This window comes from Pseudomonas sp. TWP3-1 (genome assembly GCF_049896625.1).
GTDB lineage: Bacteria > Pseudomonadota > Gammaproteobacteria > Pseudomonadales > Pseudomonadaceae > Aquipseudomonas.
In genome coordinates this window covers 31933-51757 of sequence record NZ_JAFCUQ010000009.1, presented here as the reverse complement: position 1 = coordinate 51757, position 19825 = coordinate 31933, and the positions used below count along the sequence as shown (strand labels likewise).

Here is a 19825-nt window from a genome sequence, read left to right as displayed (position 1 = left end):
GCCCAACCCAACGGCTCAGCGCCGTTGGGTTTTCTTTGTTTGAGGATTTTCTGTGCGTTCATTGTTCTGGCGTATCCTCGCCAGCTTCTGGCTGGCCATCGCTCTGGTTGCAGGGCTCTCCATTCTGCTCGGGCACATGCTCAATCAGGATGCGTGGATTCTCAGCCGCCATCCGGGCCTCAACACCCTGGCAGCCGACTGGACCCAGACCTATGAAGCCCAGGGCGAAGACGCCGCTCAGAACATCCTCGAACAGCGCAAACGCCAATACCACATCGACGTGCAAGTGCTAAACGAGAGCGGCGACCCGGTAGTGCGCGGCACCTTTCCACGCCGAGCGGCCGCCTTCGAAGCACGCCAGAACAACGATGACCGACGCCTGCCATGGCGGCGTCTGACCGACGAGTTCACCAGCGACAAAAGCGGCGACACTTACCTGTTTATCTACCGCATCCCCCATCCCGAACTCGACTCATGGCATCGCGAAAGCCTGCTCTGGCCATTGAGTGCGCTGGGCATCGCGCTGGTGGTATTGACCCTGTTCAGTCTGCTGGTAACGCTATCCATCACCCGCCCGCTCAGCCGTTTGCGCGGTGCGGTGCATGACCTGGGGCAGACCACCTATCAGCAGAACAGCCTGGCGCGGCTGGCCAATCGTCGCGATGAGTTCGGCGTGCTGGCCAACGATTTCAACCGTATGGGCGCGCGCCTGCAAAGTCTGATCGGCAGTCAGCGCCAGTTGCTGCGTGACGTTTCCCACGAACTGCGTTCACCGCTGGCGCGATTGCGGATTGCCTTGGCGCTGGCCGAACGGGCCAATCCTGAAGAGCGCGAGAAACTCTGGCCACGTCTGACCCGCGAGTGTGATCGGCTGGAGGCGTTGATCAGTGAGATTCTGGTACTGGCACGGGTCGATGCCGACAATGCCAGCGCCGAAGATGTCGACTTGAATGCCTTGCTCTGCACGCTGCAAAAGGATGCGCAACTTGGCTCGCCGGAGCAGACCGTGCGGCTGGAGGTCGAGCCGCAACTGAACCTCAAAGGCTGGCCGACCATGATCGAGCGCGCGGTGGACAATCTGTTGCGCAATGCTCAGCGCTTCAATCCGGTCGGGCAGGCGATTGAATTGCAGGCTGCACGTCAGGGCGACCGAATTGTGGTGAGTGTGCGCGACCATGGGCCGGGGGTGCAGCCTGAGCATTTGAGCCAATTGGGCGAGCCGTTTTATCGGGCGCCGGGACAGACTGCTGCCGGGCATGGTTTGGGGCTGGCGATCGCGCGGCGCGCGGCGGAGCGCCATGGCGGGAGCCTGGTTTTGGCGAATCATCCTGACGGTGGGTTTGTTGCCAGTCTGGATTTGCCGTTGGTGCCGGGGATCGTGGTGCAGCCCTGAAGAGGCCCTCACCCCAGCCCTCTCCCGGAGGGAGAGGGAGCCGACCGAGGTGTCTTGCGTCATACATCGACCTGAAGAACCGAGCTGATTATGAATTCAACAGAACCGTAATCCGCGTCGATCTGGATTCGGCAAAGATCGCTCAGGTCGATGTACCTCTGAAGCATCCCCCAATCAGTCCCCTCTCCCTCGGGGCGGTCCGACGTTTCGGGAGGGCTAGGGTGAGGGTGCTTTTCAGCTTTTAGGCGTTACCAGGCCAAGCACTGACGAACTCCGCCAGATCAACCTTCTCTACAACACGCGGTTCCTTCTGCGGCGTCCCCAGATACAGAAACGCAATCACTTCCTCACCCTCGACCAACCCCAAGCCTTGCGCCACGTGCTGCGAATAAGCCAGATCCCCAGTACGCCACACCGCACCAATCCCCTGCGCATACGCCGCCAGCAAGATCCCGTGCGCCGCACACCCGGCCGCCAGCAACTGCTCAGCCTTCGGGTACTTGATGTGATCCTGCAACTTCGCGATCACCACGACCACCAACGGCGCGCGCAACGGCCCGTTACGCGCCTTGTCAATCACCGCCTCGGTCACTTCGCCGCCCTGCAATTTAGCCGCTTCAGCCAGCAACTCACCCATCTGCTCGCGCGCCGCACCTTCGACGGTCAGAAAACGATAAGGCTGCAAATGCCCGTGATCCGGTGCACGCAGCGCCGCCCCAAACAGGGCTTCGCGCTGTTCGGCAGTCGGGGCCGGATCGATCAGTCGTGGGACGGAAACACGGTTGAGCAAAGCGTCGAGAGCCTGCATCGGCCACCTCCTGGAAAAAATGTCCGACTATTCTAGCGGTATCTTCCACCGGGATGCCGGTTTACATGCCCTGCCCCACGGGTAGAATGGCGACCTTCCCACATCAGCCCGAGCGGACTTCATGGCGTTGCCGACCTTACGCATCATTGGTTTCATCATCGGCATCTTCCTGATCACCCTGGCCATCGCCATGGTCGTGCCCATGGCCACGCTGGTGATCTACGAGCGCACCGGCGATCTGCCGTCGTTCCTCTGGGCGAGCATGATCACCTTCGTCGCCGGCCTCGCGCTGGTGATTCCCGGTCGCCCGGAACATATCCACCTGCGCCCGCGCGACATGTATCTGCTGACGGTCAGCAGTTGGCTGGTGGTGTGCATTTTCGCTGCGTTGCCGTTTCTGCTGACCCAGCACATCAGCTACACCGACTCGTTTTTTGAAAGCATGTCCGGCATTACAGCCACCGGTGCCACCGTGCTCAACGGTCTGGACAACATGTCGCCGGGCATTTTGATGTGGCGCTCGCTGCTGCACTGGATCGGCGGTATCGGCTTTATCGGCATGGCGGTTGCGATTTTGCCGCTGCTGCGAATCGGCGGCATGCGCCTGTTCCAGACCGAATCTTCCGACCGTTCGGAAAAGGTCATGCCGCGCTCGCACATGGTGGCGCGCCTGATCGTGGCGGCGTATGTCGGCATCACCATTCTCGGCAGCCTGGCCTTCTGGTGGGCCGGGATGAGTCCGTTCGATGCGATCAACCACGCGATGTCAGCGATTTCCACCGGCGGTTTCTCGACGTCCGACCAATCGCTCGCCAAGTGGACACAACCGGCGGTGCACTGGGTGGCAATCGTCATCATGATTCTCGGCAGCCTTCCCTTCACCCTGTACGTGGCGACGTTACGCGGCAACCGTCGGGCGCTGATCAAGGATCAGCAAGTGCAGGGCTTGCTGGGGATGTTGCTGGTGACCTGGCTGGTGCTCGGCACCTGGTATTGGTGGACCACCCAGCTGCATTGGCTGGAAGCGTTGCGCCATGTGGCGCTGAACGTGACTTCGGTGGTCACCACTACAGGGTTCGCACTGGGGGACTACAGCCTGTGGGGCAATTTCTCGCTGATGCTGTTTTTCTATCTGGGCTTTGTCGGCGGCTGTTCCGGTTCGACGGCGGGCGGGATCAAGATTTTCCGCTTTCAGGTCGCCTACATCCTGCTCAAGGCCAACCTTAATCAGCTGATCCACCCGCGCGCGGTGATCAAGCAGAAATACAACGGTCACCGCCTCGACGAAGAAATCGTGCGTTCGATCCTGACGTTTTCGTTCTTCTTCGCCATCACCATCTGTGTGATCGCCCTGCTGCTGTCGCTGCTCGGGGTCGACTGGATGACGGCATTGACGGGCGCCGCCAGCACCGTGTCGGGCGTCGGCCCGGGTCTGGGCGAAACCATCGGCCCGGCCGGCAACTTTGCGACGCTGCCGGATGCGGCCAAGTGGATTCTGTCGTTCGGCATGCTGCTCGGCCGACTGGAAATCATTACGGTGTTCGTGCTGTGTATTCCGGCGTTCTGGCGTCACTGACAGCGTTCGACGTTTGCAGCAGTCGCGCCCGGTAATCGCCGGGCGTGGTGTCAAACCAGCGGCGGAAAGCGCGGAAAAAATTGCTCGGATCGGCAAAGCCCAATAGATAAGCAATCTCCAGCAGGGTCATGCTCGCCTGCGCAAGGTATTGCTCGGCCAGTTCGCGGCGCGTGTCATCGAGCAACTGCTGAAAACTGGTGCCCTCCTCCTGCAACCGACGCTGCAACGTGCGCTGGGACAAGTGCAGGGTTTGCGCCACCGTATCCCGCTTGGGTTCACCCTGAGGCAGTAACCTGCACAGCACCTGGCGTGCCTTGTGAGTCACGCGACTTTCGGAAAACCGCGCCAGATACTCCCCGGCAAACCGGTCATGCAGCAGCGCCATCGCCTCATTGGCAGTCGGTAGCGGCGCTTCCATGTCGGCACGCTCGAAGATCAACGCGTCATACGCCGCGTTGAACACCAGCGGTGCATGAAAAGCTTGTCTGTAAGGTTCCAGATCATCCGGCTGATCGCCCTGCACCAACACTTTGCGCGGGTGCAGCGTGCGCCCGGTCAGCCAACCGCACAGGGCCAGCGCGCAGGCCAGCGAGGCTTCGCCACTTTGCCGGGTGGGTGGCAGGTGATCGCCGTGTACCGTGAGGATCAGCGCATAACCTTCGTCGAGCAGGCGAAAACTCAGGTCAGCACTTTCGGCAATGATCCGCTGATAACGCACCAGTCGTTGAAAGCCTTCGGCCAGGGTGTTGCTCGACATCAACGCGTAACCGGCGACATGAAACGAGGCCGGGCGCACCACTTTGCCCATGTTCAGGCCGATCGCCGGATTGCCGGACAGCTCGACCGCCCGTTGCCAGAGTCGGGTCATGGAATCTTGCGGGAAGCGCGCATCCGGATCATCCAGCGCCGCGTAGTCGAGCCCCAGTTGTCTGAACAGAACCCGGCAATCCAGACCGTCCATTTCCAGTGCTTTGACAATCCCCATCGCCCAGCTTGCAGAAGTCGTTCGTTCGCTCATGGCGTTTTTCTTTTAGAGAACGGGCCGCATGCCACGGCCTGATTTGCGAAGGATACTAAAGTGGCGCCGATTGTCACTGGCCGACGCCAATGATCACTCTAGACTCAAATAAGCTACCCGCCGAACATCTTGCCATCAGAACAATAACCACAGAGATCGCAGTCGTGGAAAACATCAAGCCGTTCAACAGCTTCGCCGAGTTCTATCCGTACTACCTCGGCGAGCACAACAACAGCACGTGCCGGCGCCTGCATTTCATCGGCACCACACTGGTGATCTGCATTCTTGCGCTGAGCATCGCCAAAGGCGCCTGGCTGCTGTTGCTCGCCCTGCCGGTCGCCGGGTACACCTTTGCGTGGATCGGGCACTTCTTCTTCGAAAAAAACCGCCCGGCGACTTTTCAGCATCCGTGGTACAGCCTGCTCGGCGACTTCGTGATGTACCGCGACATGATCCTTGGCCGTGTGCCGTTCTGAATACGTTGTGTGCCCGGAGGATGGCCGATGAATGCCAACGCCCGCTTCACCCATATGCAGGACGGTACGCAAGAGGACTGGGCGATCATCGCCGCAGACTTCAGCGCCTACGCCCGCCAGTTGCCGGGGCGGATCCTCGCTCACCTGAAATTGCTCGAAGGCGATTTCGGCGGTTTCCCGGTGGATCGCCTGACCCACTCGCTGCAAACCGCGACCCGCGCCTTTCGCGATGGTCGCGACGAGGAGTACGTGGTCTGCGCGTTGCTGCATGACATTGGTGACACCCTCGGGTCCTACAATCATCCGGACATTGCGGCGGCGATTCTCAAGCCGTTCGTCAGTGCCGAGAATCTGTGGATGGTCGAGAAGCACGGAATTTTTCAGGGCTACTACTTCTTCCATCACTTGGGCATGGATCGGCACCTGCGCGAGCAGTTCAGTGAGCATCCGCAGTACCACGCGACGGTCGAGTTTTGCGCCAAGTACGATGCGGCGGCGTTTGATCCGGATTACGACACGTTGCCGATGAGTTTCTTCGAGCCGATGCTGGAAAGGCTGTTTGCCCAGCCGAAGAACTCCATCTACAAAGCGGCGATGGAAGAACACGCCCCGGCTTGACGTTGTCTGCACCGGCCTCATCGCTGGCAAGTCGAATCGTCGCACCGCAGCTCCCACAGGTTTCGTGTACACCGCGATCACTGTGGGAGCTGGCTTGCCAGCGATGAGGCCAGTAAAACCAACACAAATGTTTGCCTCTTCTAGGCCAGTTCGGCGACTTTTGCGGCCTTAAGCTCAGCCTCCCGCGCCTGCGCATCCGCCAGCCGATACAGCTCGATCGTGCCATCCCAATGCTCGATCAGCGCCGTACACGACTCCACCCAGTCGCCACAATTGAGGTAATCCACCTCGCCAACCTTGCGAATCTCGGCATGGTGAATGTGCCCGCAGACCACGCCATGCAGTCCGCGCTTCACGCATTCATGGGCAATCGCTTCTTCGAAGTCGCTGATGAAACTAACCGCCGTCTTCACTTTGTGCTTGAGGTACGCCGACAGCGACCAATAACCGTAGCCGTAACGGGCGCGCCAGTGATTGAGCCAACGGTTGAGCGTCAGCGTGAACTCATAAGCCGAGTCGCCGAGAAACGCCAGCCAGCGGTGATAACGCGTGATCACATCAAACTGATCGCCGTGAATCACCAGCAAATGCCGGCCGTCTGCCGTGACATGCACCGCTTCATCGACCAGTTGAATATTGCCGAGGATCAACTTCGAATAACGCCGCAGAAATTCGTCATGGTTGCCGGTGACGTAGATCACCTCGGTGCCGCGCTTGCTCATGGTCAGCAAGCGGCGAATCACGTTGGTGTGCGCTTGCGGCCAGTACATGCCGCCGCGCAGTTTCCAGCCGTCGATGATGTCGCCAACCAGATAGACCTTATCGGCGTGATAGCCCTTGAGAAACTGCGACAGATGCTCGGCCTGACAATCTTTGGTGCCAAGGTGCACGTCGGAGATCCACAGGGTCCGCACGCGTTGTTTACGGCTGGGTCTGGCAAGCTCGGCGCTGGTCATGGGCGACCCTCTACGATGTTTTTGCCACTCTGCGCCCGGTGGGTTAATCGTCCATGACAACTGTGCGTCAGTCTCGTGACAACGCTTGAACAATTCACAGGACGACTTCAGGATGTCTCCTACACAAATGCGACACGGGGCTGACGACAACTGTCGGTAGTCTGCTGACAGACACATCAGGCAGAACACGATTCAATGGCGCAAATGTATTCGATCCAAGGACAGCAATGACTCCCCGTACCGCCCTCGGCGCCCTGCATATTGGCGCACTGATGTTCGGCCTGACCGGCGTATTCGGCAAACTCGCGGCCGCCTCGCCTGCGGTGATCGTGTTCGGCCGTGCCGCGTTTGCCGTGCTCGCACTGGCCTTTTTCGCGCGCTTCGCCAGTCAGCAGGGCTGGCAAAAACTTCAGGCTGTGGACTGGCGTCGATTGGCGTTGAGCGGCGTATTGCTGGCCGGGCACTGGGTGAGTTTTTTCATCGCGGTAAAAGTCGCCGGGGTCGCTATCGCTACGCTGGGTTTCGCCAGTTTCCCGGCCTTCACAGTGATTCTTGAAGGGCTGATCTTCCGCGAACGCATCCGTGCCAACGAGATTCTGTTGGTGGTGCTGGTGAGCGTCGGTCTGGTGCTGGTGACCCCGGCGTTCGATCTCGCGAGCGGCGCGACCACCGGGTTGCTCTGGGCGATTCTCTCTGGCCTGCTGTTTTCCCTCTTGTCACTGACCAACCGCGCCAGCTCCGGGCGCATTCCGGCGGTGCAGGCGGCGCTGTGTCAGAACGTGGTGGTGGCGCTGTGTCTGCTGCCGGTGGCGGCGCCGCAACTCAGCGAAGTGCGGGCCATTGACTGGCTGTGGATTGCCCTGCTCGGAGTATTCTGCACAGCCGTCGCGCACAGTCTGTTTGTCGCCAGCCTCGCGGTGATCAAGGCGCGCACCGCTGCGGTGGTGTTTGCCATGGAGCCGGTGTACGGCATCACCGTCGCCTGGCTGCTGTTCGATGAAAACCCGACGCTGCGCATGTTGCTCGGTGGCGCGCTGATCATTGTCGCCATCGTGGTGTCGAGCCGGATGTCAGGCAGCGCCGACAAGAAAACCGTCGCCGCCGAAGCTGCCTCTCACTGAGTGCGATCGTTGTGGCCGAGGTCACGCTCGGGATCGATCTGATCACGGACTCGCTGCTTGAGCACCTTGGCCTCGGGAAACCCGCCATCGGCCTTGCGCTCCCAGATCTGCGTGCCGTCGCAGCTGATGTGAAACACCCCGCCGGTGCCCGGCACCAGTGACACTTTGCCGAGGTCATCGCCGAAGGTGCTGAGCAGCTCTTGCGCCAGCCATGCGGCGCGCAGTAGCCACTGGCACTGCGTGCAATAAGTAATGACGATTTCCGCTTTTGTTACGGTCATGATCGCTGAAACTCCTGATCCAGAGAGGCGCCGCTATAATAACCGGCTTTATCGCTCTGCCCGAGACTCACGATGCGCCGTCTGCTGATCTGCCTGCTGCTTGGTTTCCTTCCAATCTTCGTCCATGCCGCTGAAGCGCCGCGACCGAAAGTCGGCCTGGTGCTGTCCGGTGGCGCTGCCCGTGGGTTGGCGCACATTGGCGTGCTCAAAGCGCTCGAGGAGCAAGGCATCAAAATCGATGCGATTGCCGGCACCAGCATGGGCGCGGTGATTGGCGGGTTGTACGCCTCGGGTTACAAAATCGACGAGCTGGAAAAACTTGCCCTGAACATCGACTGGCAACAGGCGCTGTCCGACGCCCCGCCGCGCGGCGACGTACCGTTCCGGCGCAAGCAGGATGACCGCGACTTCCTGGTTAAACAGAAACTCAGCTTCCGCGACGACGGCAGTCTCGGCTTGCCGTTGGGAGTGATTCAGGGCCAGAACCTCGCGCTGCTGCTGGAGAGCTTATTGGCGCACACCAGCGACACGCGGGATTTCGACAAGCTGCCAATCCCGTTCCGCGCCGTGACCACCGACATCGCCAATGGCGAAAAAGTGGTGTTTCGCAAAGGTCATCTACCGCAAGTGATTCGCGCCAGCATGTCGATCCCGGCGGTGTTCGCCCCGGTCGAGCTCGATGGCCGATTGCTGGTGGACGGCGGCATGACCGACAACATCCCCCTCGACGTGGCGCGGGAAATGGGCGTCGACGTGGCCATCGTGGTCGACATCGGTACGCCGCTGCGCAACCGCAAGGAACTGGTCACCGTGGTTGACGTGCTGAATCAGTCGATCACTCTGATGACCCGGCGCAACTCCGAAGAACAACTGGCGACCCTGCACCCGAATGACGTGCTGATCCAGCCACCGCTGGCGAGCTTCGGTTCAACCGATTTCGGCCGTGGCCAGGAAATGATCGACGCCGGCTACCGTGCGACTAAAATCCTCGATGCGCGCCTCGCCCGTCTCAGACCCGCGCAGACTCAGGATGCCGAGCTCAATGCTGCCCGCGCCCCCGGTCAGCGCACGCCGATCATCACCGCGATCAAGGTCGAGAACGACTCGAAAGTCGGCGACGACGTGATCCGCTATTACATCCGCCAGCACATCGGCGAACCGCTGGACATGGGCCGCCTGCAATCGGACATGGGCACCTTGTACGGCCTCGATTACTTTGAGCAAGTGCAATACCGCGTGGCGCACAAAGGTGACAATCACACGCTGGTGATCACCGCGCGCGGCAAACGCAGCGGCACCGATTATCTGCGCGTCGGCCTGAACCTGTCGGACGATATGCGCGGTGACAGCGCCTTCAACCTGGGCGCCAGTTACCGGGTCAACGGCATCAACCGTCTTGGGGCCGAGTGGCTGACGCGGGCGCAGATCGGCGACAAACAAGAGTTGTACAGCGAGTTCTATCAGCCGCTGGATGTTGGCTCGCGTTACTTCGTCGCGCCCTACGCCGCGTTCGAAGCGCAGAACGTCGAGTCGGTGCTCGACAACGATCCGGTCGCCCAGTACCGCGTCGAGCGCTACGGTTTTGGTTTGAATGTCGGCCGGCAGATCGGCAATAGCGGTGAAGTGCGCTTCGGCGTCGGCGAGGCCTGGGGCAAGGCCGACGTGCGGATTGGCGATCAGGATTTACCGAGCGAGAGCTTCACCGAAGGTTTCTACACGCTGAAATACTCGTTCGATTCGCTGGACAACGTGTACTTCCCGCACGAAGGCGAGGACATCGGCCTGACCCTGACCCAGTTCGAACCAAGCCTGGGTTCGGATACACGCTACCGGCAATGGGAGTTCAAACTCGACAAAGCCATGAGTCGTGGGCCGGACACGCTGATCCTTGGCGGGCGCTATGGCCGCACCCTGGATGACGCCAACGTGGTGACTTCAAGCTTTCTGCTGGGTGGCGCGCGGCAGTTGTCCGGGTTCCGCGAGGATGCGATTTCCGGGCAGAACGTCAGCCTGATGCGCGCGGTGTATTACCGTCGCCTGACGCCGCGCTCATATCTGCCTCTGGATTTCCCGCTGTATGCAGGGGCTTCGCTGGAGCGCGGTCGAGCGTGGAACAACGACAATGAATTCGACAGCGGCTACATCAATGCAGCCAGTGTATTCATTGGGTTTGATACACCGCTGGGGCCGCTGAATTTCAGCTACGGCTTGAATGACGCGGATGAGCAGGCGGTTTATCTGAATCTGGGGCAGACCTTCTGACCCGGATTCAACGAATCCCCGCCAACAACGTCCGCGCCGTTTGTCTGAGCGGCTCGTCGGCCTCCTTGAGCAATTCGTTGAGCAAGGCAATCGCGCTGTCGAGGTCGCCGTCGTCAATGCAGGTCTGCGCTTGTTCGAGTTTCCCGGCGCTGGCGACTTGCACAGGTTCTGCCGGTTGCAGCTCGAGGGGTTCGAGTTCAAGTGACTGATCGGGATCGCCAAATGCATCAAGAAATTCGTCGTCGAGCGACTTATCGGTAGCCGAAAGACCGTCATCCAGGTCCCAACTGGAATCGATCGACAGATCTTCCAGATTCAATTCGAAGTCGTCCTCGGCAGCCAGGGGCGCGGGTTCGGCAGGAACAACCGGCGCAGCGGACACAAAGGGCAACACCGGTATCAACGCCGCAGCACTGACCAGTTTCGGGTGGTGCGTGCGGATGTCTCGCAACTGCTGCTGATCGACGCCGAGTTCTCGCAGATGGTTTTCCTGCTCGTCATAAGCGGGTGTATCGCCCTGACGCCCCAGCACTTCGAGTAATTGCAAGCCAAGGTCGATGCGCTGCGGTTCTTTGTGCAAGGCATCGCGCAGCAGACCGACCGCTTCGCCAAGCCGTCCATAGGCCAGATAAATGCCCACTGCCTCAAGAACATCGCCAGCTACGGGTTCGTCGCGTTGCTCGTCGCGATGACTCGCAGTCATCGCCTGCCCCGGCTGAGCGTCTTCAACTTCAGGCTCATTGCGCAGCGGTAACGGTGGTGGCGCATCCGAGCCAAAGGTCTGTTGCCGCCGACGCCGTACAAACAACCCCGCTCCCAGCAATGCCAACACCGCCAACAGGCCACCCAGCAGTGGCCAGTTCAGAGCGTCTTCCTCAGCCTGGGCTGGTGCAGTCACCGGAGTCGGTGTCGGCGCTGCAACGACCGGCGCTGGAGGGGGTTGTTGCACCTCAGCCAATCTCACCTGCAAATCACTGATCTGTTTTTTGCCATCGGCGATCAGAATGTCCTGTGCCTGAAGCTTCAAGTTCAGCTCATCGACAGTCTTTTGCAGTTGCTGATTCAGCAGCACGCTGGCCGCCAGTTGCTCGGCCAACGGATCATTGGCCGGCGTGGTGGGCGGTTGCTGCACGGGTACGGACGCGCGCTTGGCCAGCTCGACCGGAGACAGCGCATCAGGGACGGGAAATCCGGATGATTGCGGCCGCGCATCCGGCTCGTCGGTAGCCGGTACGATGCCCGGTGTACCCGGTGGATCGATCAGCACCGTGTACTCGCGCAGCAGACGGCCGTTGGGCTGATTGAGCTGCACCAGAAAATTCAGAAAAGGTTCGTTGACCGGTTTGCTTGAGGTCACGCGGATCAGTGTGCGGTTGCCGCGCAGGATCGGGGTGAACTTGAGGCCATTGAGGAAAAACACCCGCTCGATCCCGGCCTGACCGAATTCGTCAGCCGTCGCCAGGCTGACCGACAGCTCGCTCTCGCTCAGCCCTCCGGCATCCAGCAGCGCGATGTCAGCTTTGAGCAGTTGATTGAGCGCCGAGTGCACGGTGATGTCACCGAGCCCCAGCGCCCATGACGCGGTGGACCAGACAAGTACACCGGCCAGCAACAGCGAGTTGGCGCAACGCAGTACAACGTGCCGACTTTCGAGCATGAGCATCCCTTTTATAAGCAAAACCGACTTCTATGCGTTCGCACATCCGGTACGAACACGATATTGCCCAGTAGTTCTTATAGTCGGCCCAGCGCGATCTCTCAAAAAACCGGCGTGCGGTTATGCCTCAAGATTTTTCCAGATTGCCCAGAATGTGCCCGTGAACACGCATGCAGACCTTTAAATCCGCCTCGTCCACGCCATCGAACAATTCGTGGCGCAGTTGCGTGGCAATGGTTTCGATCTGTTCGATCAGGGGTAGAGCCGGGGCGCACAAGACGATTTTTTTCGCCCGACGGTCTTCCACAACGGACTGGCGCTGCACCAGGCCCTGGCCTTCCAGACTGTCGAGCAATCGCGCGAGGGTCGGCCCTTCAACACCGACGCTCTGCGCCAGTTCACGTTGAGTCGGGGCTTCTGCGAAGCGTGCCAGATGCAGCAGCACCAGCCAGCGCGCCTGGGACAAGCCCAGCCCGGCCAGACGGCGGTCCAGTTCGGCACGCCAGCCGCGTGACATCTGGGCCAGTTGCATGCCAAAACGGTGTTGATCGGTTAACGGCATAAAACTCTCGTGATTAGACTGACAAATAGAGAAAAACTAATTATTAGTCAGCTAAGCATGACATTTGGCTATAGGCAAGAGCCGAGCTGTACTGAATCGTTACATCTGAAAAGCCCCTCACCCTAGCCCTCTCCCGGAGGGAGAGGGAACTGAGCGCTCTGCACTGAATCCATAATCGACTCAGAGTCTCAGGTCGATGTCAGACGCGAGACACCTCGGTCGGCCCCCTCTCCCTCTGGGAGAGGGCTGGGGTGAGGGAAGGCCCTGGTCACATCTCAAATTCAGATTGCAACGCAGCCCGCACGCAGTACAGGACGCCTTCCGGAACACGCCCGGCAAACAGCGCTGCGATCTCGGCGACCGGCGGCAGTTCGCCTTCGCCATCGAGAAACGCGTCCTGAACCTCGCCCATCAAGTCTTCCGGCAGATCCAGCGCCTGCTCCAGCGACAACTGCTGCTTGCCAATCGCCTCGGCGAGCATGGTGTAGACGTTCTTCTCCGAACACTGCAACTGCCCGGCAATCTGCACTGGAGTCATGCCGGCGCGGGCCAGGGTGATCAGCTCGTGGCGCACATCGGCCACAACCTTCGGCGCCTCGGCCTGACCGCCAAGCACTTCGAGGAAAGCGTCGCCGTAACGCTCGAGTTTGCGCGCGCCGACGCCGCTGACCCGGCCCATTTCCGCCAGCGAGGTCGGCTGGCTGCGGAGCATCTCCAGCAGCGTCGAATCGGGGAAGATGACGTACGGCGGCACGCCGTGTTCTTCCGCCAGTTTGCGTCGCAACGCACGCAGGGCTTCCCACTGCTCGCGCTCTTCGCCGCGCACCAGTTGACTGGCCGGGCTCTTGCTGGCGCTTTTGGCGGTGGTCTGCGCCTTGAGGTCGCGACGCAACTCAAGAGTCACTTCGCCCTTGAGCAACGGCCGACAGATGTCGCTCAGACGCAATCCGCCGTAGCCTTCATGATCGACATCGGCCAGACCACGTGCGACCAATTGGCGGAACAGCGAGCGCCATTCGCTCTCGCCCAGCGCCTTGCCGACACCGTACACCGACAGATGCTGATGGCCGAAGCTGCGGACTTTTTCGTTGTCCTTGCCCAGCAGCACATCCACCAGGTGACCGACGCCATAACGCTGACCGGTGCGGAAAATCGCCGATAACGCCTGACGCGCCGGCTCGGTGGCATCCCAGGTCTGCACGCCGTCGACGCAGTTGTCGCAGTGGCCGCACGGCTCGGGCATGTCTTCGTCGAAATACGCCAACAGCGTCTGACGCCGGCAGCGGGTTTCTTCGCAGAGCGAGAGCATGGCGTCGAGCTTGTGTTGCTCCAGACGCTTGTGACGCTCGTCGCCTTCGGAGTTCTGCAGCAATTGCTTGAGCATCACCACGTCTTGCAGGCCGTAAGCCATCCACGCGTCCGCCGGCAGACCGTCACGGCCGCCGCGTCCTGTTTCCTGGTAATAGGCTTCAAGAGATTTCGGCAGATCGAGGTGCGCGACGAAACGCACGTTGGGCTTGTCGATACCCATGCCGAACGCCACGGTGGCGACCATGATCAGGCCTTCCTCATTGAGGAAGCGCTTCTGATTGAACGCGCGCAGCTCGTTGGGCAGACCGGCGTGATACGGCAGCGCCGGGAAACCCTGCTCGCTGAGGAACGTCGCGACTTCTTCGACCTTCTTGCGCGACAGGCAATAAACGATGCCGGCATCGCTGCGCCGCTCGGCGAGGAATGCGAGCAACTGCTTGCGCGGCTGCTCCTTGGGCACGATGCGGTAGAAAATGTTTGGCCGGTCAAAGCTCGACAGAAAACGCTCGGCGTTCTGCAAATGCAGGCGCTCGACGATTTCTTCGCGGGTACGCTTGTCGGCGGTGGCGGTCAGCGCGATGCGTGGCACATTCGGGAACAGTTCAGCGAGTTGGCCGAGTTGCAGGTATTCGCGACGGAAGTCATGGCCCCACTGCGACACGCAATGCGCTTCGTCGATGGCGAACAGGGCGATTTCCAGACTCTGCAAGAACGCCAGCATGCGCGGCTGCACCAGACGCTCGGGCGCCAGATAGAGCATCTTCACTTCGCCGCGCTTGATGCGGTTGGCGAGATCGCGTTGCTGTTCGGCGCTCAGCGTCGAGTTCAACGCAGCAGCCGCTACGCCCAGTTCTTCGAGGGTGGCGACCTGATCGTCCATCAACGCGATCAGCGGCGAAACCACTACCGCCAAGCCTTCGCGCAGCAGCGCCGGGACCTGGAAGCACAGCGATTTGCCACCGCCGGTCGGCATCAGCACGAGGGCGTCACCGCCACTGGCCACGCGCTCAATGATTGCACCCTGGCGACCACGGAAACTGTCGTAGCCGAAGATGTCCTTGAGGACGCGTTGAGCCTGTTCGAGCATAAAAACTCCAAAAATCTACCGAAACATCCCTGCACAGGCTGGTTCAAGGCAGCCAACGCTGCTTAAACAAAACGTAAGGGCGCATTGCACGGCGCCGTTCGTCTCAGCCGCGACGCAGGCAGGGATCGCAAAGCGCGGCAGTATACCCGAGCCCTCCCCCGCAGAGGGCGCCGCCGAGAAGAAGCTTGTGCGGGCAAATCTGCCGCGCGGCTGGCTTGAGCGCTCAAGAAGGCCTAGAATTCGCGCATTGTTTATTATTCCCAAGGTAACCCCTCAATGTCCTTCGCTGAGCAACTGACCCGCCTGCAAGTCTTCCTCGACGCCGACGAACTGCATGACGAGGCGCTGGACTACGTGGCCGCCCACGGTTACCTGACCGCGCTGTCGATCTGTTCCGAAGAAGTGCCGGAGCGCGAGTGGATCGACGCGCTGTTCTCGGAAGAGCCGCGTTACAGCAGCGAAGCCGAACGCGCGGAGATCGAAGCCACGCTGATCGGCCTCAAGGCACACATTGCCCGCCAACTGGCGTCCGACGAAGAATTCGAACTGCCTTGCGAACTCGACCTGGGCGACGACCCGGACGATTCCGAACTGCGCGGCTGGTGCATCGGCTTCATGGAAGGCGTGTTCCTGCGTGAAGCGGCCTGGTTCGAAACCGCCGAAGAAGAAGTCAGCGAAATGCTTCTGCCGATCATGGTTGGTTCGGGCCTGTTCGACGAACAGCCAGAGTTCGAAGACATCGCCAAAGACGCCAACCTGATGGACGACATGATCGTGCAGATCCCGGAAGCCCTGACCGCGCTGTACCTGCTGTGCAACGCGCCAGACGAAAAACCGGCGATCCTCAAGCCACGTCACCACTAAGATCCAGCCTATGGACAACCCCATAGGCAACCGCCCCCTGATGTTGCGCTACTTGCTGCTGGCCATCGGCTGGCTCAGCGTGGCATTGGGGGTGATCGGGATTTTCCTGCCTGTCCTCCCCACCACCCCCTTCCTGTTACTCGCGGCGGCCTGCTTCGCCCGCAGTTCCCCACGTTTCTATCAATGGCTGGTCGAGCACCCACGGCTCGGGCCATGGATCCGCGATTACCTCGACGGCAACGGCATTCCACTCAAGGGCAAGGTCTACGCGATCGGGCTGATGTGGGCGAGCATTCTGTTCTCGTGTTACCTGGTGCCGCTGATGTGGGCGCGCGGGTTCATGTTGACCAGTGCGGTGTTGGTGACGGTTTACATCCTTCGGCAGAAGACTTTGCGTAAGTCCTGACACAACCATTCGTCTGAAATCCGCATTCACCTGTCAGATCTGACAGTAGGCAGACGATCAGAGCAGCGCTCTAATCCTTCGTCAACGGTGCCGGCGTTCAGAGATTCGTGCACCTCTTATGAAGGTGCGTTTTTATGAACAGTCCTCCGTCAGTGTCCGGCACTCCTTCCAATACAGTCGTTGTGTTTCCACTTGACCGCAGCGGTATCGGTGTACTCGTCGTACCCCCGCCCTATCCGGTTGGATACAAGCCTCAGCCGGATGGCAGCCTGGGGATCAACCGCAACATGGTGCATGACGACCGCGATGGTTTGCTGATCTACCTCCTCGCCTATCTGAACATGGCCGTCGGCGACTTCATCCGAGTCTACATCGAAACGAAAAACGCACCGGTGGTGGAGTTTTCGATTACCGACGCGCATTTCGACAGCAACGGGATCGCCAAAGATATCCCGTTCCATATCCCCGCCGACGACATGCACGACAAGTTTGCGCCCCTGCTATCGGAAAAGAAGGATATCTGGGTCGAGGTCCGTCGTATCAGCGACAACTCTACAGAAGACTCTCCACATGCCCTGCTGTTCTACAAACACCCGGTCCCGGGCGAGCCAGACACGGACGGTGGCAAGCCATTCAATCAGGGCCTCAAATTACCTGACGCCTCGGAGAGTCTCATCGATCAGACCGTGATCGACGACGGGATGTTTGTGACCATACCGGCGTACTTCAATCAACAGATCGGCGACACCGTGGTGCTTGCTTTCGGCTCGCTGCTGCTGGAAATCGAAGTCACCGCACTGGGCGATGTCCGGTTCGAACTGACGCCGGAAATGCTCGCCACGCTAAAGCCCACCAACACAATCATCGTGCGCTGGGAAGTCTTCGATGTCGTTGAGAATTCCAGTGGCTGGTCGGACTCTCTCGTAATTGTGTTCAAGCCCGGCATTGTGTTGCTGGCTCCACCGATTTTCGAACAGGCCGATATCAATAACGTGGTGCACCACGATTGGCTCGCGGGCGCCAGCATGTCGATATTGATCACAGGGGTTTTCGCGATTGGCGACGTGGTGGTGCTTTTACTTGAGGGTGTCACCGAAGGAGGAGACTCCGTTAGCCATAGCTACTCGATACCGGTGGCGGCCGCCACTCGCTCGCTGAGGGTAGATGTCGAAAACTATCGTGTGCAAAACGTCATCAGGGGAAGTTTACGAGCCACATATACGCAGAACAGAGCGGGAAAAATTCAACAGTCGAAACCCGCCGACGCCATAGTCGCGGGCGGAGCTTTCAAGTTGGGCCAGCCAACTGTCACACCACTGGAGAACAACGACACCGTACCCGTGGATACCGTCGAGGTCACGGTGCAGTTCCCGGAGTATTGGCCGCTGAAGCCAGGAGCGATAGTCGAACTGCTCTGGCAAACTGTCGACGATGAAGGTATTCGGGTCCTGATCATTCTTCAACAGATCGTCACTGACCCTACGCAGCCGATCGTGTTCAAGATACCCGCCAAATACATTGGTCGTTTTCCCGGCTCCGCGCTGACAGTGCAGTGTGCGGTTACCAACCCCGGCGAGGTCCGCGTTGTATCCGAACCGCTGCCGTTGAAGATCGGTGACGAAAAGGCCATCGTGCTTGACCCGCCGACGCTGGTGGGCGCTCCTGCACCGATTGATCCATTGGCCGGCGCACGGACCATGCGGGTTGAATTTGCTGCCAAAATAACGGGCGACCAAGCAAGACTGGTACACGTGAAAGCGCCTGTCGGCTCCGCCCCGTTTGCGCTTGAGGTTTTGAATCAGAACAACCGCGCCAACTGGTCGCTCGATAACACCTTTCTGGTCGCAAATAATGGCAAAACAGTTCGGCTTCGCTGGAACCTGAGACGCAAAATCCAGAAGGTTGCCTCATCGCGAGGCGTAGACCTGGAGATCATGCCGATCGCGCCCGCCGACGCCCGACTTCCGATGGTCAAAATCAGCGGCGTCGAAGGGGTTGTCGACGTCCAGAAGTTGACCGCGGCAAATAGACTGGTTGCTGATGCGTGGATAGGTCAGCGCGAAGGACAGGCTCGACATCTGCAACTGATCGGAACTGCAAACAACGGAAAAGAAACAATTTTCGATGTATTTAAAGGCGAGCCGACTGGTGAGGAAAAAGGTCTGGATGCGCCCGTGCCGATCCCTTGGTTTCGGACGCTGAAAGATAACTCCACGGTGCATCTTGCTTTGCATGTGAACGTAGACGGTTCCACCAGCCGGGAAACCGCCTTGAAGTTTCCCCCGAACTCGTACCTTGTCGATACGCTGGATGAAAAGCAGCCAGTCATCACGAAAGTGCTCGACGCTCAGGGTCGTGAAATACCCCAAAACTCAGAAACCATAACGACTACCGTTAGAGTTCATGTCAATGGCACACCTGATAAGAGGATCAAACTCCTGCTGAACGGAGCGCTGCAAACCACCGTGACCACCGATAAAGCAGGGAACGCGTCAGCTAACGTTTCGGCGGGCAGCTTCGATGCCTATAACCACCTCATCGCCCAAGCGGAGTACGGCCAGAACCTTTCGTCCCCACCCCGAAGCTGGCTCCTTCGTCGCGCCCTGCAAATCGACACCACGCGCAGACTCCTAAAGGGCTACAGGGTATACACAGGCTGGGCGGAAACCGGCGCAAAATGGATTGATAACTGGCTGCAACTTAGCCCATCTTTCGGCGTAGGTAAGCGCACCTTTACCTCCAGCAATCCGTCCGTGGTCTCCGTTGATGCCAACGGGGTGGTAACCGGGTTGCGTTGTGGAGCTGCTTACATTTATGTTCAAGACCAGTTCAGCAGCTTTGCGATCTATGTAGACTCAATCAATATCTTCACATTGGCCATCCTTCCGCCTGGCATGACCCATGCGCAAAGCGTGCAGTGGCTCAAGAGCGTTCCCGGCTCAATTCCCCTGACTCACGTCTTTGGCTACATGCGCGTAGTTTATGGTCCCGAGCAAAACTGGCCATTGGCAGCAGGTTGGACGTCATGGATGTGCGACGACACCGCGTGCCCTCCGAATCACGTTGGTTTTTACGTTTGGAAGGGTGGCGGTTACTTGTGTACTCAGAACGTGAATAACCATTATTGGCCGTGGTGTCTAAGACCTCATTGATCACAGGGGTCATGTAGCATGATATGAGACCCGCGTTCTCCCTCAATCGGCAGCGCGGGTTTTGTCGTTTAAGATCAATCCGTAGCGCTTGTTGAATAGTGTTTAAGGCTATGTCCGCAAAGCCACGCATCCTTGCGCCTTTGCCTACACGTACGCCAGAATCGGCCGGCTTGTGCGCCTTGGGGGCGGGGCTTCTCGTTTCCGGGCCGCTGACGAATCAGCGATCGGGTCTCGCAGCCCGCGATCTCTGGACGCACAACACCTCCATTGTTATGGC

16 protein-coding genes are annotated in these 19825 nt (G+C 59.7%); 9 read left to right on the top strand and 7 right to left on the bottom strand.

Annotated features, from left to right (window positions below):
• Positions 1 to 52: 52 nt before the first annotated feature.
• Positions 53 to 1393: an ATP-binding protein gene (locus ACP7BN_RS14240; RefSeq protein ID WP_426204865.1), complete on the top strand. Its 1341-nt coding sequence runs from the start codon at positions 53 to 55 to the stop codon at positions 1391 to 1393.
• Positions 1394 to 1634: 241 nt separating this feature from the next.
• On the opposite strand, the gene ACP7BN_RS14235 is transcribed toward ACP7BN_RS14240, so the two are convergent.
• On the bottom strand, positions 1635 to 2201 hold the full coding sequence (locus ACP7BN_RS14235) for a nitroreductase family protein (protein WP_426204863.1): 567 nt from the start codon (positions 2199 to 2201) through the stop codon (positions 1635 to 1637).
• A 121-nt stretch (positions 2202 to 2322) separates the two neighbouring features.
• Between ACP7BN_RS14235 and ACP7BN_RS14230 the strand changes: the two genes are divergently transcribed.
• Complete coding sequence (locus tag ACP7BN_RS14230; RefSeq protein WP_420647913.1) at positions 2323 to 3777, top strand: TrkH family potassium uptake protein; 1455 nt, start codon at positions 2323 to 2325, stop codon at positions 3775 to 3777.
• On the opposite strand, the gene ACP7BN_RS14225 is transcribed toward ACP7BN_RS14230, so the two are convergent.
• Entirely contained in the window at positions 3734 to 4795 is a 1062-nt protein-coding gene (locus tag ACP7BN_RS14225; RefSeq protein WP_426204860.1) for an AraC family transcriptional regulator, read from the bottom strand. The two genes, ACP7BN_RS14230 and ACP7BN_RS14225, sit on opposite strands and share 44 nt — an antisense overlap.
• Positions 4796 to 4959: 164 nt before the next feature.
• Between ACP7BN_RS14225 and ACP7BN_RS14220 the strand changes: the two genes are divergently transcribed.
• Together ACP7BN_RS14220 and ACP7BN_RS14215 are read left to right on the top strand one after the other, a co-directional pair.
• On the top strand, positions 4960 to 5271 hold the full coding sequence (locus ACP7BN_RS14220; protein WP_420647911.1) for an Mpo1-like protein: 312 nt from the start codon (positions 4960 to 4962) through the stop codon (positions 5269 to 5271).
• A 27-nt stretch (positions 5272 to 5298) separates the two neighbouring features.
• Positions 5299 to 5889, top strand: coding sequence for an HD domain-containing protein (locus ACP7BN_RS14215; RefSeq protein WP_426204858.1), 591 nt, complete (start codon positions 5299 to 5301; stop codon positions 5887 to 5889).
• 140 nt (positions 5890 to 6029) lie between these two features.
• On the opposite strand, the gene ACP7BN_RS14210 is transcribed toward ACP7BN_RS14215, so the two are convergent.
• On the bottom strand, positions 6030 to 6845 hold the full coding sequence (locus tag ACP7BN_RS14210; protein WP_426204856.1) for a UDP-2,3-diacylglucosamine diphosphatase: 816 nt from the start codon (positions 6843 to 6845) through the stop codon (positions 6030 to 6032).
• Between the two features lie 227 nt (positions 6846 to 7072).
• Here ACP7BN_RS14210 and ACP7BN_RS14205 point away from each other — a divergent pair, with 227 nt between their 5' ends.
• Positions 7073 to 7966 (top strand): DMT family transporter, encoded by an 894-nt coding sequence (locus ACP7BN_RS14205; protein WP_426204854.1) that lies wholly within the window; start codon positions 7073 to 7075, stop codon positions 7964 to 7966.
• Here ACP7BN_RS14205 and ACP7BN_RS14200 read toward each other — a convergent pair.
• On the bottom strand, positions 7960 to 8247 hold the full coding sequence (locus ACP7BN_RS14200; protein ID WP_426204852.1) for a SelT/SelW/SelH family protein: 288 nt from the start codon (positions 8245 to 8247) through the stop codon (positions 7960 to 7962). The genes ACP7BN_RS14205 and ACP7BN_RS14200 overlap by 7 nt on opposite strands.
• A 72-nt stretch (positions 8248 to 8319) precedes the next feature.
• Between ACP7BN_RS14200 and ACP7BN_RS14195 the strand changes: the two genes are divergently transcribed.
• Entirely contained in the window at positions 8320 to 10509 is a 2190-nt protein-coding gene (locus tag ACP7BN_RS14195; protein WP_426204850.1) for a patatin-like phospholipase family protein, read from the top strand.
• Positions 10510 to 10516: 7 nt separating this feature from the next.
• Here ACP7BN_RS14195 and ACP7BN_RS14190 read toward each other — a convergent pair whose 3' ends face one another.
• From ACP7BN_RS14190 to recQ, 3 genes are all read right to left on the bottom strand, one after another.
• Entirely contained in the window at positions 10517 to 12166 is a 1650-nt protein-coding gene (locus tag ACP7BN_RS14190; protein WP_426204848.1) for a FimV/HubP family polar landmark protein, read from the bottom strand.
• Positions 12167 to 12293: 127 nt separating this feature from the next.
• Positions 12294 to 12728: a MarR family transcriptional regulator gene (locus tag ACP7BN_RS14185; protein ID WP_420647904.1), complete on the bottom strand. Its 435-nt coding sequence runs from the start codon at positions 12726 to 12728 to the stop codon at positions 12294 to 12296.
• Between the two features lie 268 nt (positions 12729 to 12996).
• Positions 12997 to 15126 (bottom strand): DNA helicase RecQ, encoded by a 2130-nt coding sequence (recQ, locus tag ACP7BN_RS14180; protein ID WP_426204846.1) that lies wholly within the window; start codon positions 15124 to 15126, stop codon positions 12997 to 12999.
• 276 nt (positions 15127 to 15402) lie between these two features.
• Between recQ and ACP7BN_RS14175 the strand changes: the two genes are divergently transcribed.
• From ACP7BN_RS14175 to ACP7BN_RS14165, 3 genes are all read left to right on the top strand, one after another.
• Positions 15403 to 15990, top strand: coding sequence for a UPF0149 family protein (locus tag ACP7BN_RS14175; protein WP_426204844.1), 588 nt, complete (start codon positions 15403 to 15405; stop codon positions 15988 to 15990).
• Between the two features lie 10 nt (positions 15991 to 16000).
• Positions 16001 to 16396, top strand: a complete 396-nt coding sequence (locus tag ACP7BN_RS14170) for a YbaN family protein (RefSeq protein WP_426204842.1) — start codon at positions 16001 to 16003, stop codon at positions 16394 to 16396.
• Positions 16397 to 16530: 134 nt separating this feature from the next.
• Complete coding sequence (locus ACP7BN_RS14165) at positions 16531 to 19548, top strand: Ig-like domain-containing protein (RefSeq protein WP_426204840.1); 3018 nt, start codon at positions 16531 to 16533, stop codon at positions 19546 to 19548.
• Positions 19549 to 19825 lie beyond the last annotated feature (277 nt).

What these genes read in the sequence shown, in the direction of transcription:
- ACP7BN_RS14225 (WP_426204860.1), bottom strand. Translation starts at nt 4,795, where the DNA reads ATGAGCGAACGAACGACTTCTGCAAGCTGGGCGATGGGGATTGTCAAA.
- ACP7BN_RS14230 (WP_420647913.1), top strand. Translation starts at nt 2,323, where the DNA reads ATGGCGTTGCCGACCTTACGCATCATTGGTTTCATCATCGGCATCTTC.
- ACP7BN_RS14215 (WP_426204858.1), top strand. Translation starts at nt 5,299, where the DNA reads ATGAATGCCAACGCCCGCTTCACCCATATGCAGGACGGTACGCAAGAG.
- ACP7BN_RS14190 (WP_426204848.1), bottom strand. Translation starts at nt 12,166, where the DNA reads ATGCTCGAAAGTCGGCACGTTGTACTGCGTTGCGCCAACTCGCTGTTG.
- ACP7BN_RS14205 (WP_426204854.1), top strand. Translation starts at nt 7,073, where the DNA reads ATGACTCCCCGTACCGCCCTCGGCGCCCTGCATATTGGCGCACTGATG.
- ACP7BN_RS14175 (WP_426204844.1), top strand. Translation starts at nt 15,403, where the DNA reads ATGTCCTTCGCTGAGCAACTGACCCGCCTGCAAGTCTTCCTCGACGCC.
- ACP7BN_RS14210 (WP_426204856.1), bottom strand. Translation starts at nt 6,845, where the DNA reads ATGACCAGCGCCGAGCTTGCCAGACCCAGCCGTAAACAACGCGTGCGG.
- ACP7BN_RS14170 (WP_426204842.1), top strand. Translation starts at nt 16,001, where the DNA reads ATGGACAACCCCATAGGCAACCGCCCCCTGATGTTGCGCTACTTGCTG.
- ACP7BN_RS14195 (WP_426204850.1), top strand. Translation starts at nt 8,320, where the DNA reads ATGCGCCGTCTGCTGATCTGCCTGCTGCTTGGTTTCCTTCCAATCTTC.
- ACP7BN_RS14165 (WP_426204840.1), top strand. Translation starts at nt 16,531, where the DNA reads ATGAACAGTCCTCCGTCAGTGTCCGGCACTCCTTCCAATACAGTCGTT.
- recQ (WP_426204846.1), bottom strand. Translation starts at nt 15,126, where the DNA reads ATGCTCGAACAGGCTCAACGCGTCCTCAAGGACATCTTCGGCTACGAC.
- ACP7BN_RS14200 (WP_426204852.1), bottom strand. Translation starts at nt 8,247, where the DNA reads ATGACCGTAACAAAAGCGGAAATCGTCATTACTTATTGCACGCAGTGC.
- ACP7BN_RS14235 (WP_426204863.1), bottom strand. Translation starts at nt 2,201, where the DNA reads ATGCAGGCTCTCGACGCTTTGCTCAACCGTGTTTCCGTCCCACGACTG.
- ACP7BN_RS14185 (WP_420647904.1), bottom strand. Translation starts at nt 12,728, where the DNA reads ATGCCGTTAACCGATCAACACCGTTTTGGCATGCAACTGGCCCAGATG.